The organism is Micromonospora sp. Mcm103 (assembly GCF_024519755.1).
Taxonomy (GTDB): Bacteria; Actinomycetota; Actinomycetes; order Mycobacteriales; family Micromonosporaceae; genus Micromonospora; species Micromonospora aurantiaca.
In genome coordinates, this window is sequence record NZ_JALJRJ010000003.1 from 431,386 (window position 1) to 450,466 (window position 19,081).

The 19,081-nt window shown below is 71.8% G+C and carries 20 protein-coding genes; 7 read left to right on the top strand and 13 right to left on the bottom strand.

Annotation, left to right across the window (positions count from 1 at the left end):
• Positions 1-154 precede the first annotated feature (154 nt).
• The gene (locus OC439_RS06945) at positions 155-991 is read left to right on the top strand and encodes an LLM class flavin-dependent oxidoreductase (protein WP_262012709.1); all 837 of its coding nucleotides are present in this window, start codon (positions 155-157) and stop codon (positions 989-991) included.
• 70 nt (positions 992-1,061) lie between these two features.
• On the opposite strand, the gene OC439_RS06950 is transcribed toward OC439_RS06945, so the two are convergent.
• Both OC439_RS06950 and OC439_RS06955 read right to left on the bottom strand, forming a co-directional pair.
• Positions 1,062-2,150: an alkene reductase gene (locus OC439_RS06950; protein WP_262012710.1), complete on the bottom strand. Its 1,089-nt coding sequence runs from the start codon at positions 2,148-2,150 to the stop codon at positions 1,062-1,064.
• Positions 2,151-2,215: 65 nt separating this feature from the next.
• On the bottom strand, positions 2,216-3,148 hold the full coding sequence (locus OC439_RS06955; RefSeq protein ID WP_262012711.1) for an NADP-dependent oxidoreductase: 933 nt from the start codon (positions 3,146-3,148) through the stop codon (positions 2,216-2,218).
• Positions 3,149-3,281: 133 nt separating this feature from the next.
• Here OC439_RS06955 and OC439_RS06960 point away from each other — a divergent pair, with 133 nt between their 5' ends.
• Positions 3,282-3,839, top strand: coding sequence for a MarR family winged helix-turn-helix transcriptional regulator (locus OC439_RS06960; RefSeq protein ID WP_262012712.1), 558 nt, complete (start codon positions 3,282-3,284; stop codon positions 3,837-3,839).
• A 99-nt stretch (positions 3,840-3,938) separates the two neighbouring features.
• Here OC439_RS06960 and OC439_RS06965 read toward each other — a convergent pair whose 3' ends face one another.
• The 4 genes from OC439_RS06965 to OC439_RS06980 all read right to left on the bottom strand — a co-directional run bounded on the left by OC439_RS06965 (position 3,939) and on the right by OC439_RS06980 (position 7,242).
• Positions 3,939-4,871 carry a cation diffusion facilitator family transporter gene (locus OC439_RS06965; RefSeq protein ID WP_262012713.1) on the bottom strand — a complete coding sequence of 311 codons (933 nt, stop codon included), beginning with the start codon at positions 4,869-4,871 and terminating at the stop codon, positions 3,939-3,941.
• 174 nt (positions 4,872-5,045) lie between these two features.
• Positions 5,046-5,267, bottom strand: coding sequence for a hypothetical protein (locus tag OC439_RS06970; protein ID WP_018788305.1), 222 nt, complete (start codon positions 5,265-5,267; stop codon positions 5,046-5,048).
• 107 nt (positions 5,268-5,374) lie between these two features.
• Positions 5,375-6,457, bottom strand: a complete 1,083-nt coding sequence (locus tag OC439_RS06975) for a sporulation protein (RefSeq protein WP_410054892.1) — start codon at positions 6,455-6,457, stop codon at positions 5,375-5,377.
• A gap of 161 nt (positions 6,458-6,618) precedes the next feature.
• Entirely contained in the window at positions 6,619-7,242 is a 624-nt protein-coding gene (locus tag OC439_RS06980) for a TetR/AcrR family transcriptional regulator (RefSeq protein ID WP_262012714.1), read from the bottom strand.
• A 117-nt stretch (positions 7,243-7,359) separates the two neighbouring features.
• Between OC439_RS06980 and OC439_RS06985 the strand changes: the two genes are divergently transcribed.
• The 3 genes from OC439_RS06985 to OC439_RS06995 are packed head-to-tail and all read left to right on the top strand — an operon-like array spanning position 7,360 to position 9,165.
• The gene (locus OC439_RS06985; RefSeq protein WP_262012715.1) at positions 7,360-8,046 is read left to right on the top strand and encodes an SDR family NAD(P)-dependent oxidoreductase; all 687 of its coding nucleotides are present in this window, start codon (positions 7,360-7,362) and stop codon (positions 8,044-8,046) included.
• Positions 8,047-8,099: 53 nt separating this feature from the next.
• Positions 8,100-8,498: an ester cyclase gene (locus OC439_RS06990; protein WP_262012716.1), complete on the top strand. Its 399-nt coding sequence runs from the start codon at positions 8,100-8,102 to the stop codon at positions 8,496-8,498.
• Positions 8,499-8,511: 13 nt separating this feature from the next.
• Positions 8,512-9,165, top strand: a complete 654-nt coding sequence (locus tag OC439_RS06995; protein WP_262012717.1) for an NADPH-dependent F420 reductase — start codon at positions 8,512-8,514, stop codon at positions 9,163-9,165.
• A gap of 28 nt (positions 9,166-9,193) precedes the next feature.
• Here OC439_RS06995 and OC439_RS07000 read toward each other — a convergent pair whose 3' ends face one another.
• A complete protein-coding gene (locus OC439_RS07000) occupies positions 9,194-10,060 on the bottom strand; it encodes a LysR family transcriptional regulator (protein WP_262012718.1) in 867 nt (288 codons plus the stop codon).
• Between the two features lie 95 nt (positions 10,061-10,155).
• Between OC439_RS07000 and OC439_RS07005 the strand changes: the two genes are divergently transcribed.
• The gene (locus OC439_RS07005) at positions 10,156-11,082 is read left to right on the top strand and encodes an MBL fold metallo-hydrolase (RefSeq protein WP_262012719.1); all 927 of its coding nucleotides are present in this window, start codon (positions 10,156-10,158) and stop codon (positions 11,080-11,082) included.
• A gap of 59 nt (positions 11,083-11,141) precedes the next feature.
• Here OC439_RS07005 and OC439_RS07010 read toward each other — a convergent pair whose 3' ends face one another.
• Entirely contained in the window at positions 11,142-12,527 is a 1,386-nt protein-coding gene (locus OC439_RS07010; protein ID WP_262012720.1) for a glycoside hydrolase family 6 protein, read from the bottom strand.
• 156 nt (positions 12,528-12,683) lie between these two features.
• Between OC439_RS07010 and OC439_RS07015 the strand changes: the two genes are divergently transcribed.
• Positions 12,684-13,976 (top strand): GAF domain-containing protein, encoded by a 1,293-nt coding sequence (locus tag OC439_RS07015; RefSeq protein WP_262012721.1) that lies wholly within the window; start codon positions 12,684-12,686, stop codon positions 13,974-13,976.
• A gap of 69 nt (positions 13,977-14,045) precedes the next feature.
• Here OC439_RS07015 and OC439_RS07020 read toward each other — a convergent pair whose 3' ends face one another.
• From OC439_RS07020 to OC439_RS07040, 5 genes are all read right to left on the bottom strand, one after another.
• Positions 14,046-15,542: a glycoside hydrolase family 130 protein gene (locus OC439_RS07020; protein ID WP_262012722.1), complete on the bottom strand. Its 1,497-nt coding sequence runs from the start codon at positions 15,540-15,542 to the stop codon at positions 14,046-14,048.
• Positions 15,539-16,591, bottom strand: coding sequence for a glycosyltransferase (locus OC439_RS07025; RefSeq protein ID WP_262012723.1), 1,053 nt, complete (start codon positions 16,589-16,591; stop codon positions 15,539-15,541). Before OC439_RS07025 ends, OC439_RS07020 begins: the two co-directional genes overlap by 4 nt.
• A gap of 2 nt (positions 16,592-16,593) precedes the next feature.
• Entirely contained in the window at positions 16,594-17,724 is a 1,131-nt protein-coding gene (locus OC439_RS07030; RefSeq protein ID WP_262012724.1) for a glycosyltransferase, read from the bottom strand.
• A gap of 138 nt (positions 17,725-17,862) precedes the next feature.
• Entirely contained in the window at positions 17,863-18,876 is a 1,014-nt protein-coding gene (locus OC439_RS07035) for a glycosyltransferase family 4 protein (protein ID WP_262012725.1), read from the bottom strand.
• Positions 18,873-19,046 (bottom strand): hypothetical protein, encoded by a 174-nt coding sequence (locus OC439_RS07040; protein ID WP_262012726.1) that lies wholly within the window; start codon positions 19,044-19,046, stop codon positions 18,873-18,875. The genes OC439_RS07035 and OC439_RS07040 overlap by 4 nt, the downstream gene beginning before the upstream one ends.
• Positions 19,047-19,081: the final 35 nt, after the last annotated feature.

A 19,081-nucleotide genomic window follows, 5' to 3' on the forward strand; every position in this document is an offset into this window, starting at 1 on the left:
GGCCCCGCCGAGCAGCGCGCCGATCAGCACCACCAGGGCGGACTCGGCCGTGACCAAAACCGGCCTGGTCGGGCCGGGCGGCCCACGCTGAGCGGGTCGTCCTCCCGGAAAGTGCATGGATGGCGGGGCCCCTCCGCGGCTAGGCTTGGCCGTCATGACGACCCTCGGCGTGGTGTTCCGGCCCCAGAATCCACCCGAACGCCTCCGCTCCGTCGCACGCGCCGCTGACGAAGCCGGCCTCGACCAGTTGTGGCTCTGGGAGGACTGTTTCCTCGAAAGCGGCATCGCCACCGCCGCCGCGGCCCTGGCCTGGACCGACCGGCTGGCGGTGGGCGTCGGGCTGCTGCCGGTGCCGTTCCGCAACGTCGCGGCACTCGCCATGGAGGCCGCCACGCTGCACCGGCTCTTCCCCGACCGGGTGCTGCTCACCGTGGGCCACGGCGTCCAGGACTGGATGGAGCAGGTCGGAGCGCGGGTGGGCTCGCCGCTGACGCTGCTGCGCGAGCACGTCGAGGCGCTGAAGGCGCTGCTGGCCGGCGAGACGGTCACGACGTCGGGTCGGTACGTCAAGCTCGACAAGGTCAAGCTGGACTACCCGCCGGTGGGCACGGCCCGGATCTTCGCCGGCGCGACCGGGCCGAAGACGCGTGCTCTCGCCTGCGAGGTCGCCGACGGGATCCTGCTGACCGCCGGCACACCTCCGCAGGAGGTGGCCGCCGTCAGGTCGACGGCCAAGGCCGTCACCGTGTACGTCCATGCGGCGACCGGCCCCGACGCCGAGGCACGCATGGCACGCGAGCTGGAGTCGTGGAACGAGTCGGACATCTGGGACGCCACAGCGTTCGGCGACGCAGCCGACATTGCCGCTGTCGTGAACCGCTACCGGGACGCCGGAGCCGACGCCGTGATCCTCCAGCCCACCGCTGACGAACCCGACCTCGAGGGCTTCGTCCGGTTCACCGCACAGCAGGTCGGTCCACTGGTGCGGTAGCCGGCCGATGTCGCTCCGCGCAAGGCCTGCCCGCGGCGTCCGGCGGGGCAGGCCTTGCGCGCGGCGGTGGTCAGCTCACCGCGCTCGGACTGCCGTCGAGCGTGGGGTAGTCGATGTAGCCGCGGGCGTCGCCGCCGTAGAAGGTGGCCGGATCGGGTGTGTTGTAGGGCCCGCCGGCGGCGAGCCGGGCGGGCAGGTCGGGGTTGGCGAGGAACAGGCCGCCGAAGCTGATCAGGTCGGCGGTGCCGTCCTCGATCAGCGCGAGCTGCTCGGGGCCGGTGACCGTTCCGGGCGTGAACGGGTTGAGGATCAGCGGGCCGTCCCACCGGCGGCGCAGCTCGCGGGTGAGGTCGCGGTCGTCGGCCTCGGCGATGTGCAGGTAGGCCAGGCCGAGCGGGTTGAGGGTGTCGGCCAGCGCGGTGTAGGTGTGCTGGTGTGCGTCCTCGGTGATGTCGTTGAACGGGTTGGCGGGAGAGATCCTCAGTCCGGTCCGGTGGGCGCCGATCGCGTCGGCGACCGCGCGGACGACGTCGACGGTCAGCCGGCTACGGCCGGCGACCGTGCCGCCCCAGCGGTCGCTGCGCCGGTTGGCATTGGTGGAGAGGAACTGGTGCAGCAGGTAGCCGTTGGCGCCGTGCACCTCCACGCCGTCGAACCCGGCGGTAACGGCGTTGCGGGCAGCGGCGGCGAAATCGCCGATGGTCGTGAGGATCTCCGCGTCGGTCAGCTCGCGGGGCGTGACGAAGTCCTGTGGGCCCTGCGCGGTGAACACCTTGCCGGTGGCGGCGACCGGTGACGCACCGACCGGGACGAGGCCCTCGGGCAGCAGGCTGGGGTGACCGATCCGGCCGGTGTGCATGAGCTGGGCGAAGATGACCCCGCCCTGGGCGTGGACGGCTTCGGTGACCTGACGCCACGCCGCTACCTGTTCGGCACTGTGCAGGCCCGGCGTACTGGGGTAGCCCTGGCCGATCACCGAGGGCTGGATGCCCTCGGTGATGATCAGACCGGCGGAGGCGCGCTGGGCGTAGTAGGTGGCGGTGTCGGCGGTCGGCGCGGCGCCCGGGCCGTGGGCGCGGCTGCGGGTCATCGGCGCCATCGCGATCCGGTTGCTCAGCTTGGTGCCGGCGAGGCTGACGGGTTCGAATGCGGTCGTCATCGTGATCTGTCCTCCGTGCAGGGGGGTGGGTGGTGGCAGACGCCCCGCGAAGGGGGGCGGCTGACTCAGGGAATGAGGACGGTCTTGCCGGCCAGCCGACCGGCCTCGGACTCGTCGTGCACGGCGGCCAACTCGCGCAGGGCCCGCCGCTGGCCGACGTCGATGCGCAGGTCACCGGCGTCGACGCGGGCCACCAGCTGGGCGAGTTGGGCGGCGTCGCTGCGGACGAAGACCCGTACCGTGCGGATGCCGCGTCCGGGCTGCTCCGGGCCCGGAGCGGTGGTGCTCACGAAGGCGCCGCCGTCGGCGACCAGATCCACGAGTTCGACGCCCTGTGCGGGAGTGATGGGCGCCAGGTTCAGCACCACGTCGAACCGTTCGCCCGCCACGGCGTCGGTGAGCGCGGTGGTGGTGTGGTCGACGATCCGGTCGGCACCGTAGGAGAGCAGCCGGTCGCGGCTGCGCGCACTGGCGGTTGCGGTCACCTCGGCACCGGCCTGCTCGGCCAACTGGACGGCGTATCCGCCGACCGCGCCACCCGCACCGTTGACGACGATGCGCTGCCCGCTGGTCAGGCCGGCGTGCTCGAACAGCGACTGCCAGGCCGTCAGGCCGGCGGAGGGCAGGGCCGCAGCGTCGGCGAGTTCGCCGGTACGCGGCGCGGCGGCAAGCGCTTCGGCGGGGACGACCGCGTACTCGGCGGCCGCTCCCGGCGCGGCCATCGGCAGAAACGCCAGGACCGCGTCACCGACGTTCCAGTTGCCGGCGCCCTCGCCTACCTCGGTGATGGTTCCGGCGACGTCGAAGTTCGGCGTGTGGGGGAAGGTCAGCGGGAAGACGTCCCGCAGGTAGCCGGCGCGGATCGCCACGTCCACCGGGTTGAACGAGGTGCCGGCCACCTGGACGACCACCTCTCCGGCTCCCGCCACCGGCCGTTCGGTGTCCTCATAGGTGAGCACGTCGCTGCCGCCGTGGGAGTGGTAGCGCACTGCCTTCATGGTGTCCTCCTCGGGTAACCGCTTCGAACTCGAAGCATGACTCGACCCTAGGTCGCTTCGAGTTCGAAGCAAAGCCACGCGAGGAGTGACACCACTCACAATGCTGCGAGTTCGAAGCAGGTAAGGTGCGCACATGACATCCACCCGCACGGCGGGGGACGGCAGCGACGACGGGGTGCCACCGCTGCACCCCGAACAGCTGCAGACCTACTTCGCGCTCCTGGAGGCCGTCAGCCTGCTGCAACACCACGTCGAGCAGCAGCTACGCACCGAGGGCGGCATCAGCTACGTGCAGTTCCAACTGCTGGCCAACCTCGCGCGGTCCGAGACGCCGCTGACCATGACCCAGCTCGCCGACGGCGTCGTCTACAGCCGCAGTGGGCTGACATATCAGGCCGGACTGCTGGAGAAGGCCGGCCTGATCACTCGCAGCAGCTTTCCCGGTGACGAACGAGCCACCCTCGTCGCCCTGACCGACGCGGGCGCCGCCCTGTTCCGCCGGATCCTGCCCGGCCACATCGAGGTGTCGCGGCTGCTGCTGTTCAACCCGCTCTCCGACGACGACGTGCGTCACCTCGGCGACATCATGACCCGGGTACGCGACCACATGCGCGCGCTGCCGCCCCGCTCGGCCGCACCACGCAAGCGCCGCCCCAGGTCCACGCCGGACACCCCGGCCCAGGCCGACTGACCCGCTCCGCCGTCAGCCCGCCCGGACAGAGCAGTCCCCGCCGCTTTCCTCGGCACTACGCCGACGTCGGTGACCCGGGCACCGACCCGGACCTCCGGGTCAGGTGGCGCTGGTGCGGGCGGGCTGCCGGTCGATGTCGGGTTCGAGGTAGATCGCCGTGGCGATGGGCAGCACCCGACGGATCCGCGCCTCGGCGTCGTCGATGGCGGCGGCGACGTCGACTCCCCGGTCGGAGGTGCTGATGGCGATCTTCGCCGCGACCAGGAGTTCCTCCGGCCCGAGGTGCAGAGTGCGCAGGTGGATGACCCGGTCGACGCCCGGGGTGGAGACCAGCTCGGTGTGGATCGCGGAGACCTCTTCGGGCAGTGCCGCCTCGCCGATGAGCAGGCTCTTGGTCTCGACGGCCAGGACGACGGCGATGACGACAAGCAGGACGCCGATGCACAGGGTGCCGATGCCGTCGAAGAGCGCGTTCCCGGTGAGCACGCTCAGGCCCACGCCGGACAGGGCGAACAGCAGGCCGAGCAGGGCGCCGGCGTCCTCCAGCAGGATCACCGGCAGTTCCGGGGCGCGGGCGTGGCGGACGAAGGAGGCCCAGCTCCGCGTGCCGCGTACCTTGTTCGCCTCCTTCACCGCGGTCCGCAGCGCGAAGCCCTCCAGGGCGATCGCGATCAGCAGGACGGCGACGGCGATCAGCGGCGAGGACAGCTCGTGCGGGTCGCTGATCTTGTGATAGCCCTCGTAGAGGGCGTACAGGCCGCCGAGGGTGAACAGGATGATCGCCACGATGAACGAATAGACGTAGCGCTCGCGGGCGTACCCGAACGGGTGCAGCGCGGTGGGGGCACGGCGGGCACGCTTGCCGCCGACCAGCAGCAGAGCCTGGTTCGTGGAGTCCGCGACCGAGTGCACGCCCTCGGCGAGCATCGACGCCGACCCGGTGATGCCGGCGGCCACGAACTTGCTCACCGCGATACCCAGGTTCGCGACCAGCGCCGTCACCACGGCCTTGGTGCTGCCCTCCGCCGCCATCGGCTGTTCCCCTCGTCGTACGTCACGGTGTGGGTGGTCAGTGTGCCAGCGCCCCGGCGGACCGCTGGCACAGGTGCCGACGAGCCCTTGCCCGGAAGCGTCCGAAACCAACCACACTGGCCGGAGCCGGCGTCCGGCGGCCCGGAGAGGTCTCCCGGGCCGCCGGCGGTGGTGCTACTTGGCGCCGGTCAGGGCGACCAGGGCGTTGGCGGTCCGGAAGTACGGGTTACGGCCCAGGTCGCCGACGGTGGTGATGTTGAAGGCGTCCTTGAGGAGCTTCGCGTCGCCGTCGCTGACCCCGGCGAGGGCGGACACCGGGGCGTCGACGATCTCGGTGAGGGTCTTGTCCTGGTAGGCCTTGTCGACCAGCTTGGTGAGGTCGGCGGTGACGGGCATGCGCACTCCTTCGAAATCCCGATCGGTGGAAACCGATCGTCTACGGACAAAACTGCCGAATTAGATCATGGAGCGGGCGCGTCAGTCCACTGTGGAAAAAGGTTGGCTCACGCCTCCTCGTCGCCGCCCTCGTCGTCACCGAAGGAGTCGAAGACCTCGTCGGCGACCATGCCCCCGGCGAAGCCCAGGGCCGCACCGCCCACCACGCCCGCGGCAACGGCACCCATGCCGGGCCCGCCGTGGTGCTCCTGGTGGTGGTGCTCCTTGTGGTGCCCGCCGGGGTGGCCGTACGCGGCGTGCCCGTAGCCGGGAGCGCCGTACACGGGCTGCCCGTAGCCGGGCGGCGGGGGCGGGTAGCCGGGAGCGCCGTAGCCCTGGGCGGGCGGGGCGTAGCCGTGGCCGGCGTGCAGGCTCTGGTAGCCGTCGAGGGCCTGGCGGACCCAGGTGTCGACCTGTGCGGCCCAGTCCACACGGTCGGCGTCGGCGTGCGCGGCGTGGTAGCGGCCGTACGAGTCGTGGCCGCCGGCGAACAGGCCACCGCGCTTGTCGAACTCCAGCACCACGTCGACGCCGCGCTCGTTCGTGACGAAGGTCAGCTCGACCTCGTTGACGCCGTGGGCGTACTGCGGGGCGGCGTAGTACTCGATCTCCTGGTAGAACGGCAGGCTCTGGTGCAGCCCGGAGATGTGCCCGCGTTCCAGGTCGGCGCCCTTGAACCCGAAGCCGAGCCGGCCGAACGCCTCGAGGATGCGCTCCTGCACCGGCAGCGGGTGGACGTACACCGGGTCCAGATCGCCCTTGTCGATCGCGCCGCGGATCGCCACCTCGGTACGCAGGCCCATCGTCATGCCGTGCAGACGCTGGCCGTACAGGTCGGTCACCGGCGTCTCCCACGGCATCGCCACCTGGAACGGCAGCGACAACTGCTGCCCCTCGCGCAGGTTCAGACCACCCGCCACCTGTACGCGATGGAACTCGACGAGGGCGTCGTACTCCTCCTCCGCGCCGTCGATCTCCACCCGGGTGACCAGCCCGACGGTGATGTGATCGATCGCCACGTCGTGGCTGCCGCCGGTCAGGTTCACCTGCCCGCCCAGCATCAGGCCCGGGCGGGTGCTCGGATTGGACAGGACCGTATCGACGCTCGGGCCGCCCACCCCGAACGCACCAAGCATCTTCTTGAGCACCACGAACCTCTCCCTCGACGACCGTCGTACGTGCGACACGGGAACTGTGAAACTTTCACGTGAAACCCTTGTGCCACAACGAGACCAGCGGCGTCCATAATGGAAGCCATCGAGCGGGGAAGCTACCAACGCCACCTGAGAAGTAGCTGAGTGAATCCGGACGACTACCCTCCGGAACCGGGATGGAGTGCCGCGACCGCTCGCATGGCGACGTCGACGGAGGCCTGAAGGTCCTCGCGGCTCGCGCCGGCCGCCGCGTGGACGGCGTGCCCCTCGCTGAGCGCCATCACGAAACGGGCGAGCGCCCGGCTGTCCAGGCCGTCCGGGAGATCACCCTCCTTCGCCGCACGGGACAGCCGTTCTTCGAGCGCGGCCTCGGTGGCCGCCCGGCCGGCGGCGAGGATCTCGGAGATGCGGGCGTTCTCCGGGGAGCAGGCCAGGCCGCCCTGGATGGAGAGACAGCCGGCGGGGTGGCCGCCCGCGGTCAGGTTGTCGGCACTCGCGCGCAGGAAGGCTTCGATCGCGGCGTACGCGGTCGGCTGGTCGAGGGCGGCGCGCGCGTTCGCCAGGTTGGTCTCGTGGTAGCGGTCGAAGGCCCGCTTGAACAGCTCTTCCTTGCTGCCGAACGCGGCGTACAGGCTCGGGCGGTTGATGCCCATCGCCCTGGTGAGTGAGCTCAGCGACGCGCCCTCGTAGCCCTGCCGCCAGAAGACCTCGGCGGCCCGGTCGAGGACCGTCTGCTCGTCGAAGGCCCGCGGCCGTCCCGGGGTCGGAGTCTCAGTGCCCATGCCTCGACTATACCGCTCGGTACAGAAGTGACCCAGCCCACGAACCGATCGGTACAGAAAGCTGTTACGGTGGTCCACGAACCGATCAGTACAAAACTGGGAACACGAGGGAACAGCATGACCGTCACGTTGATCACCGGCGCGAACAAGGGCATCGGTTTCGCGATCGCCAGACAGCTTCTCGACCTGGGGCACGTCGTCTACGTCGGAGCGCGCGACACCGGGCGGGGCGAGGAGGCCGCCTCGGCTCTGGGGGCACGGTTCGTGCCGCTCGACGTGACCGACGACGACTCGGTCACGAAGGCGCTGGCGACCATCGACGCCGACGAGGGGCGGCTGGACGTCCTCGTCAACAACGCCGGCATCGCCGAGAACGGCGTCGTCGACGGGCCGACCGCCCTGCGCGTCTTCGACACCAACGTGGTCGGGATCGTCCGGGTCACGGAGGCGGCGCTGCCGCTGCTGCGCCGGTCGTCCAATCCGAGAGTGGTCACGGTGTCGAGCAGCGCCGGCTCCTTCTGGGCGGTCACCAACCCCGACCGGCCGGAGTACCACCTGACGTCACCGCTCTACTCGGCGTCGAAGTCCGCCGCCACGATGATCACCCTCCAGTACGCCAAGTCCCAGCCGGGAATCAGGTTCAACGCGGTCGAGCCGGGCTACACCGCCACCGACCTGACCGCCGCGATCGGCGGCGGCAGGACCCCGGCGGAGAGCGCCCGGACCGTCGTACGCCTGGCGACGCTTCCCCCCGACGGCCCGACCGGAACCCTCCAGGACGACCTCGGGCCCCTGAGCTGGTAACCGTCCGCCCCGACCGCATCCGCACATCATCCGCACAGCAGAGGAAGAGTGACATGACTCAGCACGATCTCCGCGACTGGTACCTGCGCTACGTCGCCGCACTGAACGCCCACGAGTTCGACGGCATGGACGAGTTCATCAACGACACGGTGATGCTGAACGGCGAGCCGGGCACCCGGGACGACGTGCTCGCGGTGCAGAAGCACGACGTGGACGCCGTTCCGGATCTCCGCTGGGAGGTCAAGGAACTGCTGTTCGACCGCGACCGGATCGCCGTACGCGCGATCAACTACGGCACGCCGGTGAAGGAGTGGCTGGGCGTGCCGCCCTCCGGCGCCTCGTTCGAAATCGTCGAGTACGCCATCTACAAGGTCAGCGACGGGCGGTTCGTGCAGATGACCGCGCTGCACGACTCGGCCGAGATGCTGCGGCAGCTCACCGCCGCCCGCTGACGGACCACCGACGATGACATCCATCGGCATCATCGGCGCGGGCGAGGTCGGCAGCCAGCTCGCCCGCGCGGCGGTAGCGGCCGGGTACACGGTCGTGATCGCCAACTCGCGGGGACCGCACACGCTGACGGACCTCGTGGCCGAACTCGGGCCGTCGGCGCGGGCGGCGTACGCCGCGGAGGCGGCGGCAGCGGGCGACTTCGCGATCGTCGCCGTGCCACTCAAGGTCGTGAACGACATGCCGGTCGAGGAGCTGGCCGGCAAGGTCGTGCTGGACACGAACAACTACATGGTCTGGCGGGACGGGAACATCCCGGTCCTCGACTCGGGCGAGAAGACGGTCCACGAGCTGCGCCAGGAACAGCTCCCCACGTCGAAGGTCGCGAAGGCGTTCACCCACATCCAGGCGCCACGGCTGCTCACCTCGGCCCGGCCCGCCGGCGCGCCGGACCGGCTGGCGCTGTCCGTCTCCAGCGACCACCCGGAGGCGGTCGAGCTGGTGACACGGCTCTACGACCGGTTCGGCTTCGACACAGTGGACAACAGTCCGCTGAGTGAGTCCTGGCGTACCGGCCCGGGTCAGCCGGCGTGGCTCCGCCACGCGCACCAGAACCGCGAGGAGTTGGCGCGCAACCTGACGAGGGCGCGGCGGTTCGTCGCCGCGTGACTCCGGCCGCCCCCGCCCGGTGAGGTGCTCACCGGGCGGTGGCGACGTCGACGAAGCCGTGCACGAGTGACCTGCGGTCGCGGCGCCGCCACGCCACGACGAGCGGGCTCGGCGCCACGCCGTCCACCGGGACGACGACGATGCCGGGGACCGGAGTGATGGCGAGCGGGGCCAGCCCGATCGAGTCCGACCACAGGACCGCCTGGATGCACTCGCGGACGGTCCGCACCACCGTGTCGGTGCCGTCCGCGGGTGCGCGACCACCGGTCCAGTAGTCCCGCCACACGGGGTCGACGGTGTCCGGGACGCGGAACCAGCGGCGGTCCCGCAGCTCGTCGAGCCGCACCCGGTCCCGGGACGCGAGCGGGTCGCTCGCACGCAGGACGACCCCGACCGGATCCCGGCGGAGTTCGGCAACGGCGACCTCGCCGGCGGTGAACGGCCCCCGGGTGAGCGCGACGTCGACCAGACCGCGGTCGACGCCCACCGTGGGGTCGGTGAGGTCGCCCTCGACGACGCGGATCTCGACGCCCGGGTACCGGGAGCGGAAGGCGTCGATCAGGGTGCCGCCGGCCCGGTCCACGCTGTCCGCGAGCGTCCCGATGGTGATGGTGCGCGGCTCGGCCGCCGGAGCGACGAGCGACGGCAGGGACTCGATCCGGGCGAGCAGCTCGCGCACCTCCGGGAGCAGCACCTGACCGGCCGGCGTCAGCGTCATGCCCCGGACCGAGCGGGTGAACAACTCGACGCCGAGTTCGACCTCCAGGCGCTGGATCGCCCGGCTCAGGGGCGGCTGCGAGATGTGCAGGCGGGCCGCGGCGCGGCCCACGTTGAGCTCCTCGGCCACCGCGACGAAGTAGCCCAGAGAGCGCATGTCCACCACCGGAGGGACCATACCCTCAAGGTATTGCCGCCGCAGATCAGGTGTTGGACGCCGACGCGCCACCGGCTGTCGAATCGACCGGTGAGAAACGCGAAGAGGCACGACAGATGATCTACGTGTGGAGCGCTGTCGCGCTCGCCGCTGTGGCCGCCGCGCTGGTCACCGTCCGGTCGTTCCGGCCCGCGCCCCTTCCGGGGCCGGAACCGTGGACGGGTCCGCTGCCCGAGGCCGCACCGCCACCCGAGATGGCGATCTACCAACTGCCCACCGGGACGTACGAGAATCGGGCTTTCCTGGCCTACCGCGGCGGCGCGTTCGGCGACCGGCGACGGTTCGCCGCCACCGCCGTGCTCGTCCGGCACCCGCGCGGTGACCTGCTGATCGACGCCGGGTTCGGCGCGGACGTCGAGGCGCACATCGCGGCCATGCCGTCCTACCGGCGCACCCCGCACGAAGTCGGCGCGACGGTCCGGGAGCAGTTGCGGGCGCGGGACTACGACATGGCACGGCTGCGGGGCGTCGTCATCACGCACGCCCACTGGGATCACGTCAGCGGCCTGGCCGACCTCGACGTGCCCATCTGGCTGAACCCCGCGGAGGGCCGGTACGTCGACCGGGCCACCGACGCCGCCGTGTTCCGGGAGGTCGCGAGCCACCGCCGGATCCACCACTACACGTTCGACGGGCCGCCCTACCTCGGCTTCCCCGCCAGCCACGACGTCCACGGCGACGGTTCGGTGGTGATCGTGGAGGCGGGCGGCCACACGGACGGCTCGGTAGTGGTCTTCGTCAACCTCCCCGACGGCAGCCGATACGCCTTCATCGGCGACCTGACGTGGCAGATGGAGGGTGTGACGCTCCGGGCGGAGCGTCCGGCGCTGCTACGGATGCTGGCGGACGTGGACGCGACGCGGGTCCGGGAGGGCCTTCAGCGCATCATCGCCCTGGCCGACCTGATGCACGTGGTGCCGGCCCACGACGTCCGCGCCCACGATCCGATTCCGCTGTGGACGGCGGCGGAGGGCCAGGGCTGACGACGAGAGGCCCGGCGCGGAGAGCGATCCTCCGCGCCGGGCCCCGGGATCGGTTCCGGTCAGGCTGCGCAGGTGGCGGTAGCGCCCTGGCCGGTGCCGGTGCCCTGGAAACCGAAGTTGGTCGTCTGGCCGGCGCCGACCTGCCCGTTGTAGCCCACGTTCGTGAACCGGACGGTGCCGCTGGTGCCGCTGGCCTGGGCGTTCCAGGTGCCGGTGATCGCGGCGCCGCCGGGCAGCGCGACGGTCACGGTCCAGCCGTTGATGGCCGCGGAGCCGGCGGTGACGTTCACGCTGGCGGTGAAGCCGCCGTTCCACTGGTTGATCGCGACCGACGCGGAGCAGCCGTTACCGGCCGGCGGCGGCGTGGTCGGCGGCGCCGTGGTGGGCGGCGCGGTCGTCGGCGGGGCCGTGGTCGGCGGAGCGGTCGTCGGCGGGTTGGTCGTCGGCGGCGCGGTGGTGGGCGGGTTCGGCGCGCCGTTCGCGAGGCTGAAGGCCAGGTCCGGCTGGAACGAACCGGCCGTGTAGCGGCAGCCGTCGGCCTCACCCGGGGGCTTCACCCAGAGGTACGCGTCGATGTTGGCGTCGCCGGTGTTCGTCGTCGGGTACTGCCCGATGCGCCGGTCGGTGTTGTCGTCTGCGCACCAGTCACCGGCGGCTCCCCCGTTGCGGCTGGTGTCGATGACCTGCCGCTTGCCGGAGATGCCCATGCCGTTGAGCGCGGAGATGACCGCCCGGCCGAAGTTCGCCTCGCTGGAGGTGGGGTTGAAGTTCGACACGTTGGTGAAGAAGCCGTCGGCGTACTGCACGCCGGCCGCGCGGAGCCGGTTCGCAGTGTCGTTGGCGCTGTTCCAGGTCGAGTGGCCGCCGTCGAGGTACACCTTGGCGTTGGGGTTGGCCGACTTGATGGTCTGGGTCGCCGTGGTGAGCGCCTGGTTGCGGGCGTTCAGCTCACCGGTGCTCAGGCAGGTCTGGAGCGCGAGCGAGTCGGTCTCCAGGATGATCAGGACGGTCTGGTTGCCGAGTCCTCTGGCGAAGTTGGACACCCAGGTCTGGTACTGGTTGAGGTCCGGCGCCCCGCCGGCGCTCGCGCCGCCACAGTCCCGGTTGGTGATCTCGTATACCGACAGCACCGGGATCTGCTGCGCCGAGTTGGCGGCGCCGATGAACGCGGAGACCTCGGACTGGATGGTCGACGGGTTGAAGTTGGCGTACCAGCGGGCCTGCGGCTGGCTCGCGATCTTGTCGCGGATGACGGCGGCGCGCGAGTCGCCGGGGTTGGCGGCGACCCAGCGGACGACCGCCGAGGACGGGTCGCGGTAGAGCGATCCGGACACGGTGCCGGCGGACGCGCCGCCGACGGCGAGACCGACGCCGGCCGCGGCGAGCCCCGCGACCGCGGCCACGCTGATGGCCGCTGAACTGCGGCGGGACGAGAGGATAGCCACGTCGTGTTTCCTCCTGATCAAATAGATGTATCTAAGTTCATGGGAGCGTTCCCACGACGGTAACGGAGGCGGGCGTCGATGCCAAGATGTGAACGCCGGCCACTGCCCCGTAATCTGGCGACGGTCGACGAGGCGGGCGTGGGAGGAAGACCAGGCATGACGGCGCTACCAGGCCAGCATCTGCCTACGGCGGGTTCGCCGGTCGCCGGGCGGCCCGCGGACGAGGATCTGCGGACACTGTTCGGCAAGTCCATCGCCGTCTTCGCCGCGCTCGCCGGGCCGACGCACGTGGTGGAGGCGGCGAACCCGGCGTTCTTCACCGCCATCGGCGAGGAACGGGCCCGTACCGGGGTCGCGCTCGCCGAGCTGATGCCCGAACTCGACGGCCAGGGCTTCATCGCCCTGCTGGACGAGGTCTACCGCACTGGCGAGTCGTACACCGGCCACGACGCCCGGATCATGCTGGGCACCGGGTCGCAGGCGCGGGAGGCGTTCTTCGACTTCACCTACGAGGCACGCCGCGACGCCGACGGCACGGTGACCGGGATCCGCGTGATCGGGGTGGAGACCACGCAGGTCAAGCACGCGCAACGGCTGATGGCCGAGCACCGCGCCATGCTGGAGCAGATCGCCCGGCAGGCGCCGCTGGCCGAGGTGCTCGACGGGATGGCCCGCTGCATCGAGAACCTCGCGCCGCAGGAGGTGCTCGTCTCCGTCCTGCTCGCCGACGCCGACGGCCGGCACCTGCGCCACGGCGCCGCGCCCAGCCTGCCCGGCTTCTACAACCAGGCCATCGACGGGATCGCCACCGGTGAGGGTGTCGGCTCGTGCGGCACCGCCGCGCACCGGCGGGAACCGGTCGTCGTCACCGACATCGCCACCGACCCGTTCTGGGCCGACTTCCGCGACCTGGCCGAGCGGGCCGGGCTGGCCGCCTGCTGGTCCACGCCGATCCTGGCCCGCGACGGCGGCCTGCTCGGCACGTTCGCCATGTACCACCGCACCCCGCGCGTCCCGCGCGACACCGACCTGGCCCTCGCCCGGGTCTTCACCGGCACCGCCGCCCTGGCCATCGAACGCCACCACATCGAACAGGCGAAGGCCGACGCGGACGCCCGCGCCCGGGCCGCCCACGACGAGCTGGCCCGGGTGGTGCGGGCGGAGCGGGAACTACGGGCCGAGGCGGAACAGCGCGCCGCCGCGGCGGCGGAACTCACCGCCCGGCTGCGCGCCGCCGCCGCCGCGCAGGCCGCCACTCCGCGCCCCGAGCGGTGTCAGCTCGGCGGCGGCGACGGCTGCACGGCACCCGCCGAGATCAAGATCGCTGACTCGTGGGGCGACTCGGCGTGGGGCTGTCCGCTCCACGTCGAGGAGGCAATCATCAACGTGCGTTCGGTCTTCATCGCCAACGAGGAACTCGGCGGCCTGGCCGCCTACCTCAACCGCTGACCACCGGTCGATCCCGCGCCCGGGAAGCGTCGACGCCGCGCCGGGGCCTGGAGCGGGCGCGTCCTTCGTCTACTCCGCCGCCTGGGCGGAGGGGCCGTGCGGCGATCGCACCATCGCCCCGATGAGCACGGCCAGCGGCACGGTGGCGAAGCCGACCCGGGCGTCGCTCGCCCCGTACGGCAGCCACAGCTCGCCTGCGTGGACGAGCCCGCCGCAGGAGTAGACGACGTTCGGTACGTATCCGTCCCGGTCTGCCTCGTCGGGTGACAGGAGCGCGCCGGGAAGCCGTGCGACGACCCGCTCCGGTCGGCGCAGGTCCAGCAGGAGCGCGCCGATGGCGTAGCGGCGCATCGGGCCGACGCCGTGGGTGAGCACCAGCCAGCCGTCGTCGGTCTCGATGGGCGACCCGCAGTTGCCGACCTGGATCAGCTCCCAGCTGTCCCGGGGGGCGTGCAACGGCACCGGTTCCTGCCACCGGTTCTCGCCGTTCAGACAGGTCAGGCCGATGGTCTCGCCGTCGGCGCGGCACAGGGCGAGGTGCCGGCCGCCGACGGTACGGGGGAACAGCGCGACGCCCTTGTTGCGGACGCCCGGCCCGCGCATCGGGGTGACCTCGAATCGGCGCAGGTCGGTGCTGGCCAGCGTGCGGGTGGCGATGCGCCGGCCGTCGTAGGCGGTGTAGGTGGCCCGGTACACCGGTCCGTTCTCGTCGGTGAACCGCACGAACCGGGCGTCCTCCATGCCGTTGCTCTCCGCCGGCGTGGCCGGCCAGAGCACCCGTTGATGCAGGGCGGTGTCGGCGGGGAAGGCGGTGGCGTAGCCGGCGGCGTTGGTGCGGCGCAGTTGTTCGAGACTGGCCATCCCGCCACTGCGGGACAGCAGGTCCGGTGGCAGGTCGCCGAGCACCCGCTCGAAGGTGGCCTCGTCGTACCGTTCGGGCAGGGCGTCCAGCACGGTGGCGGTGATCTCGTTGTCGCAGTCCACCTCGGCCAGGCCGGCGGCCAGGAGGTCCCGCCGGTGCCGTACGCCGGTCCGCTGCCCCACCACGAGCGGACCCGAGCGTTCGGCGACTGTCAGTCGGCGTCCGGGTCCGAGGACGGCGGTGGCGAAGCCGATGGACGACAGGTGGCCCTCGCCGATCTGGCGCAGGCTGACCGCGGCGCGTACCTGCCCGGCGCTCAGACCGGTCTGATCGGGGTGGACCACCATCGACGGGTTGCACAGCGCGGCGGACTCGACCGCGTACTCGTGACTGAAGTAGGCGCCGACCAGGAGACGGGCGGCGGGGGAAAGGTCCCAGGCCCGGGCGGCGCGGTGCCGCACCAGGTCGTAGTGGTGGTGAAGCCGGCCGTCCAGATCCCGGTGCCGAGCTCCGAAGCGCTCGAAGGTGCCCCGCAACAGACGGCCGGTCTCCTCCTCGTCGAGGTGCGCGACGCGGTCGATGAGCGCCCTCGCGCGGCTGCGTACCAGGGCGGCGTCCTCGCCCGGGACGAAGAGTTTGAGAATCACCCGGCGTGGGTCCGGGGTGAGGACGACGTCCTGCCGGACGGCCAGGCTCCCGGTCACGACCACCGCCGGGCGTGCTGCAGGGTGGAGATCAGCGCGAGGGTCGACTCGGCGCCCTGGTTGGCGTTCGGCCCGTGCGTGGTCAGACCGTCGTAGGCGCCGCCGGTCGCCGGATCCCACATCCGCGTGCCGGTGTCGTTCTCACCGAGGAACCACCCCACCGCCTGCCGTATCCCGGCCTCCCAACCGGGATCGCCGGTGACCTCGGCGGCCGTGGCGCAGGCGTCGGCGAAGGCGGCGACCTCGATCGGTTGCTGGTCGTGGCGCAACCGTGCCGCGCCGCGCCGCCACCCGCCGGCGGGTATGACCGACAGCCGCCCGTCGCGCAGTTGGACCTCACGCAGCCAGGCCAGCATCCGTAGCCCGTCGTCGAGGGAGGGTCCCCCGTGACGCAGCTGGCTGGCGGCGACGACGACCTCCGCGAGGGCCGCGCTGGCGTAGGTCAGCCCTTGCTGCGGCCAGGGCCACCGCGGGTCGGATCCAGGGCCGCCGATCGTCGTCGCGGCGTCCGTCAGCAGCGCGGCAGCGGCAGCGTGGGCGGGGTGGCGGCGAAGCACCTCGACCGCGCCGAGCCCGGCGAAGGCCATCGTGTGCGGCGCCGGGGAGCGCCGGTTGGCGCCCCGGCTGAAGGCGACGAGTGCCTCCTCCCGGATCCAGGCGGCGGGACTGCGGGCAGCGGCGGTGCCGAGCCCCCACAGCGCCCGGCCCCACCAGTCGCCGAGGCCGGCCTCGTCGGTCCAGCGCCGGTCGTGCCCGAGCCGGTTGTGAAAGGCGCCGCCGACGTCCTGGGCGTGGGTCAGGAAGGCGAGGTAGCGCTCGGCGAGCCGCAGCACCTCCTCGGCCGGCTCCGGTTCGCGGCTGGTGACGACCAGGCCGCGGGCGACATCGTCGGTGCAGTAACCGTGCTCGCGCCGGACGATGGCGTGCCGGGCGTGTTCGAACAGCCCGGTGTCGTCACTCAACCGAATCAGGTGCGCGAAGCTCGGCCGGGGCGTCGGCTGCCGGCGGCCGGTGTCCGGCACGCTGGACAGACCAGTGGTCGCGGTCACGCCTATGCCGCACTGGCCGCGGTAAGGCGGGCGGCGACGAGCCGTTCGGCGAGGGCGCCGTAGCGGGCCGCCACCGCCGGCCAGCGCAGGTCCGAGGCGATCGGGCGGACGCGGCCGGCCAGCCGGGCCGCCAGGCCCGGTTCGCTGAGGATCCGCCGGATCGCGGCGGCCAGCGCCGCCGGATCCCGATGGGGTACGACCAGACCGGGGCCGCCGGTGAGCAGTTCGACGGCGTGCGGGAAGGCGGTGGCCACGACGGGCACCCCGGCGGCCACCGCCTCGACCAGCACACCTGAGGTGACCTGTTCGCGGGAGTCGTAGGGCAGCACGACCACATCGGCGGAGCGGATCAACCGGCCGAGGGCGGCTTGGTCGTGGTAGACGTCCTGGTAGTCCACGGCGTGGGCGATGCCGAGCTGCGCGCCGAGCCGGTGCAGTCCCGACCGGTACGCCTCCCCGTGGTGCTCGACCACCTTGGGGTGGGTCCGGCCCGCGACGGTGTAGGTGGGGGTCGGGTCGAGGTCCTGCAACCGCGCGAGCGCCTGCAACGACCACTCGACGCCCTTGCCGGGGCCGAGCAGTCCCCAGGTCAGCAGGTGTGGGCGGGTACGGCGGTCGGCGGGCACGCGGACGTGCTCGGCGGCGCCGTGCGGGATGACAGTGACCTTCTCCGGCCGTACGGAGTAGCCGACGAGCAGCCGGTCGCGAGCCGTGCCGGTCATCGTGACGACCGCTCCGGCGGCGGCGACGATCTGCTCAAGCAGGGACTTCTGCCGGGCGGTCGGACGGCGGAGCACGGTGTGCAGGACCACGATGCTGGGCACGGTGAGCCGGCGCAACACCGGCAGGACGTCCTCGCCGTCGGCCCCGGGGTAGATGCCGTACTCGTGCTGCACGACGGCCACGTCGAAGGCGTTCAGGGCGGCTGCGGCGTCCCGCCAGCCGGCCTGGGTGCACGTCGACCAGGTGTGCACGACCCCGGGCCCGGCCCGCTGGTCGTCGCCGCGGTCGGTGACCCGGACGATGCCACCGCGCGTGCCGTCGGCGGTCAGGTGGGCGGCGAGGGTGGAGTTGAAGGTGGCCAGTCCACACCGTGTCGGCGGGTGGGTGCTGAGAAATCCGTAGCTGGGCATGGGTGTCGGGCCTTCCGGTTGTCGGCCACCTCCGGGGTACGGGGACGAGCCTCACGCGGTATCGGCGTACGCCGGCCAGCGTGTGTGGCCGGCGGAACGGATTCGGGAGCTGCCCGGTGCGGGGCGCCCCCGGCAGGTTCAGCGTCTCGGTCGACGGATGAGGTCGTCGTAGACGGCAAGGTATTCGGTGGCCATCCGGTCGCCGCCGAAGCGCTCCCGGGCCCGCGCCCCACAGGCGGCCCGGTCCAGCTCGGCAGCCCGGGTGACGGCGTCGACCGCCTGCTCGACGGTGTGCACGAGGAAGCCCGTCACCCCTTCGTCGACCACCTCCGGCATGGATCCTCGCGCGTACGCGACGACAGGCGTGCCGCAGGCCATCGACTCCACCACGGACAGCCCGAACGGCTCCTCGAAGGCGATCGGGTGCAGCAGCGCGGCGCTCGCGCCCAGCACCTCCGCACGTCGTTTCGGGCCGACCGAGCCGAGGAAGACGACCTGGTCGCCGTCGATGTGCGGGGCCACCTGTTCGGCGAAGTACCGCTCGTCCTGCACGATGCCGCAGATGGTCAGCGGCCGTCCGGCGCGGCGGGCGATCTCGATGGCGGTGTGGATGCCCTTGTCCGGATGGATCCGGCCGAAGGCGGCCAGTCCCGGGCCCGCCTCCCGCCTCAACGGCAGCCCGGTGAGGTCGACACCGTGGTACACCGTGGCGACGTAGTCGAGTTCCGCGCTCCGGTCGGCGTCGGAGATCGACACGTAGGACGAGCGGGCCCGGGCGTACGCGGGTAGGATGCCCGCGCCGGAGAAGCCGTGCACGGTGGTGAGCAGCGGAGCACGACAGTGTTCGGCGAACGCCAGCGGCAGCCAGTCGAGATGACTGTGCACCAGGTCGAACCGGCCGGAACGGGCCATCGCGTGGGACACGTGCATCGCCTCCCACACCCGCCCGTCCATTCCCGGGTCGTCGGCGTAGCCACGGGGGCACACGCCGTCGAGGGCGGCGGACGTGACGGAGTCGAGTGTCGCGAAGAGGGTCACGTCCACGCCGCGAGTGACCAGCCCTTCGGCGAGCAGCCCGGTCACCTGCTCCCAGGGACCGTAGTGGTGCGGGGGTGTCCGCCAGGCGATCGGCCCGAGCAGGGCAACCCTCACCAGGACCGGGTGGCGGCGAGGTCGGCCGGATCGAGACGCAGGGTGGCGAGCAGCCCGGCGTGCTGGTCGGAATCCACCAGCTCCGGCAGTTCCCGCTCGACCCATTCGGCCCTGACCTTCTGCCCGCGCTCGCGCAGCGCCGCAGCGATCCGGTATCTGGCGATCCTCATCGGTACCCCCTTGTGAAGCGGTGCGGAACGGTCAT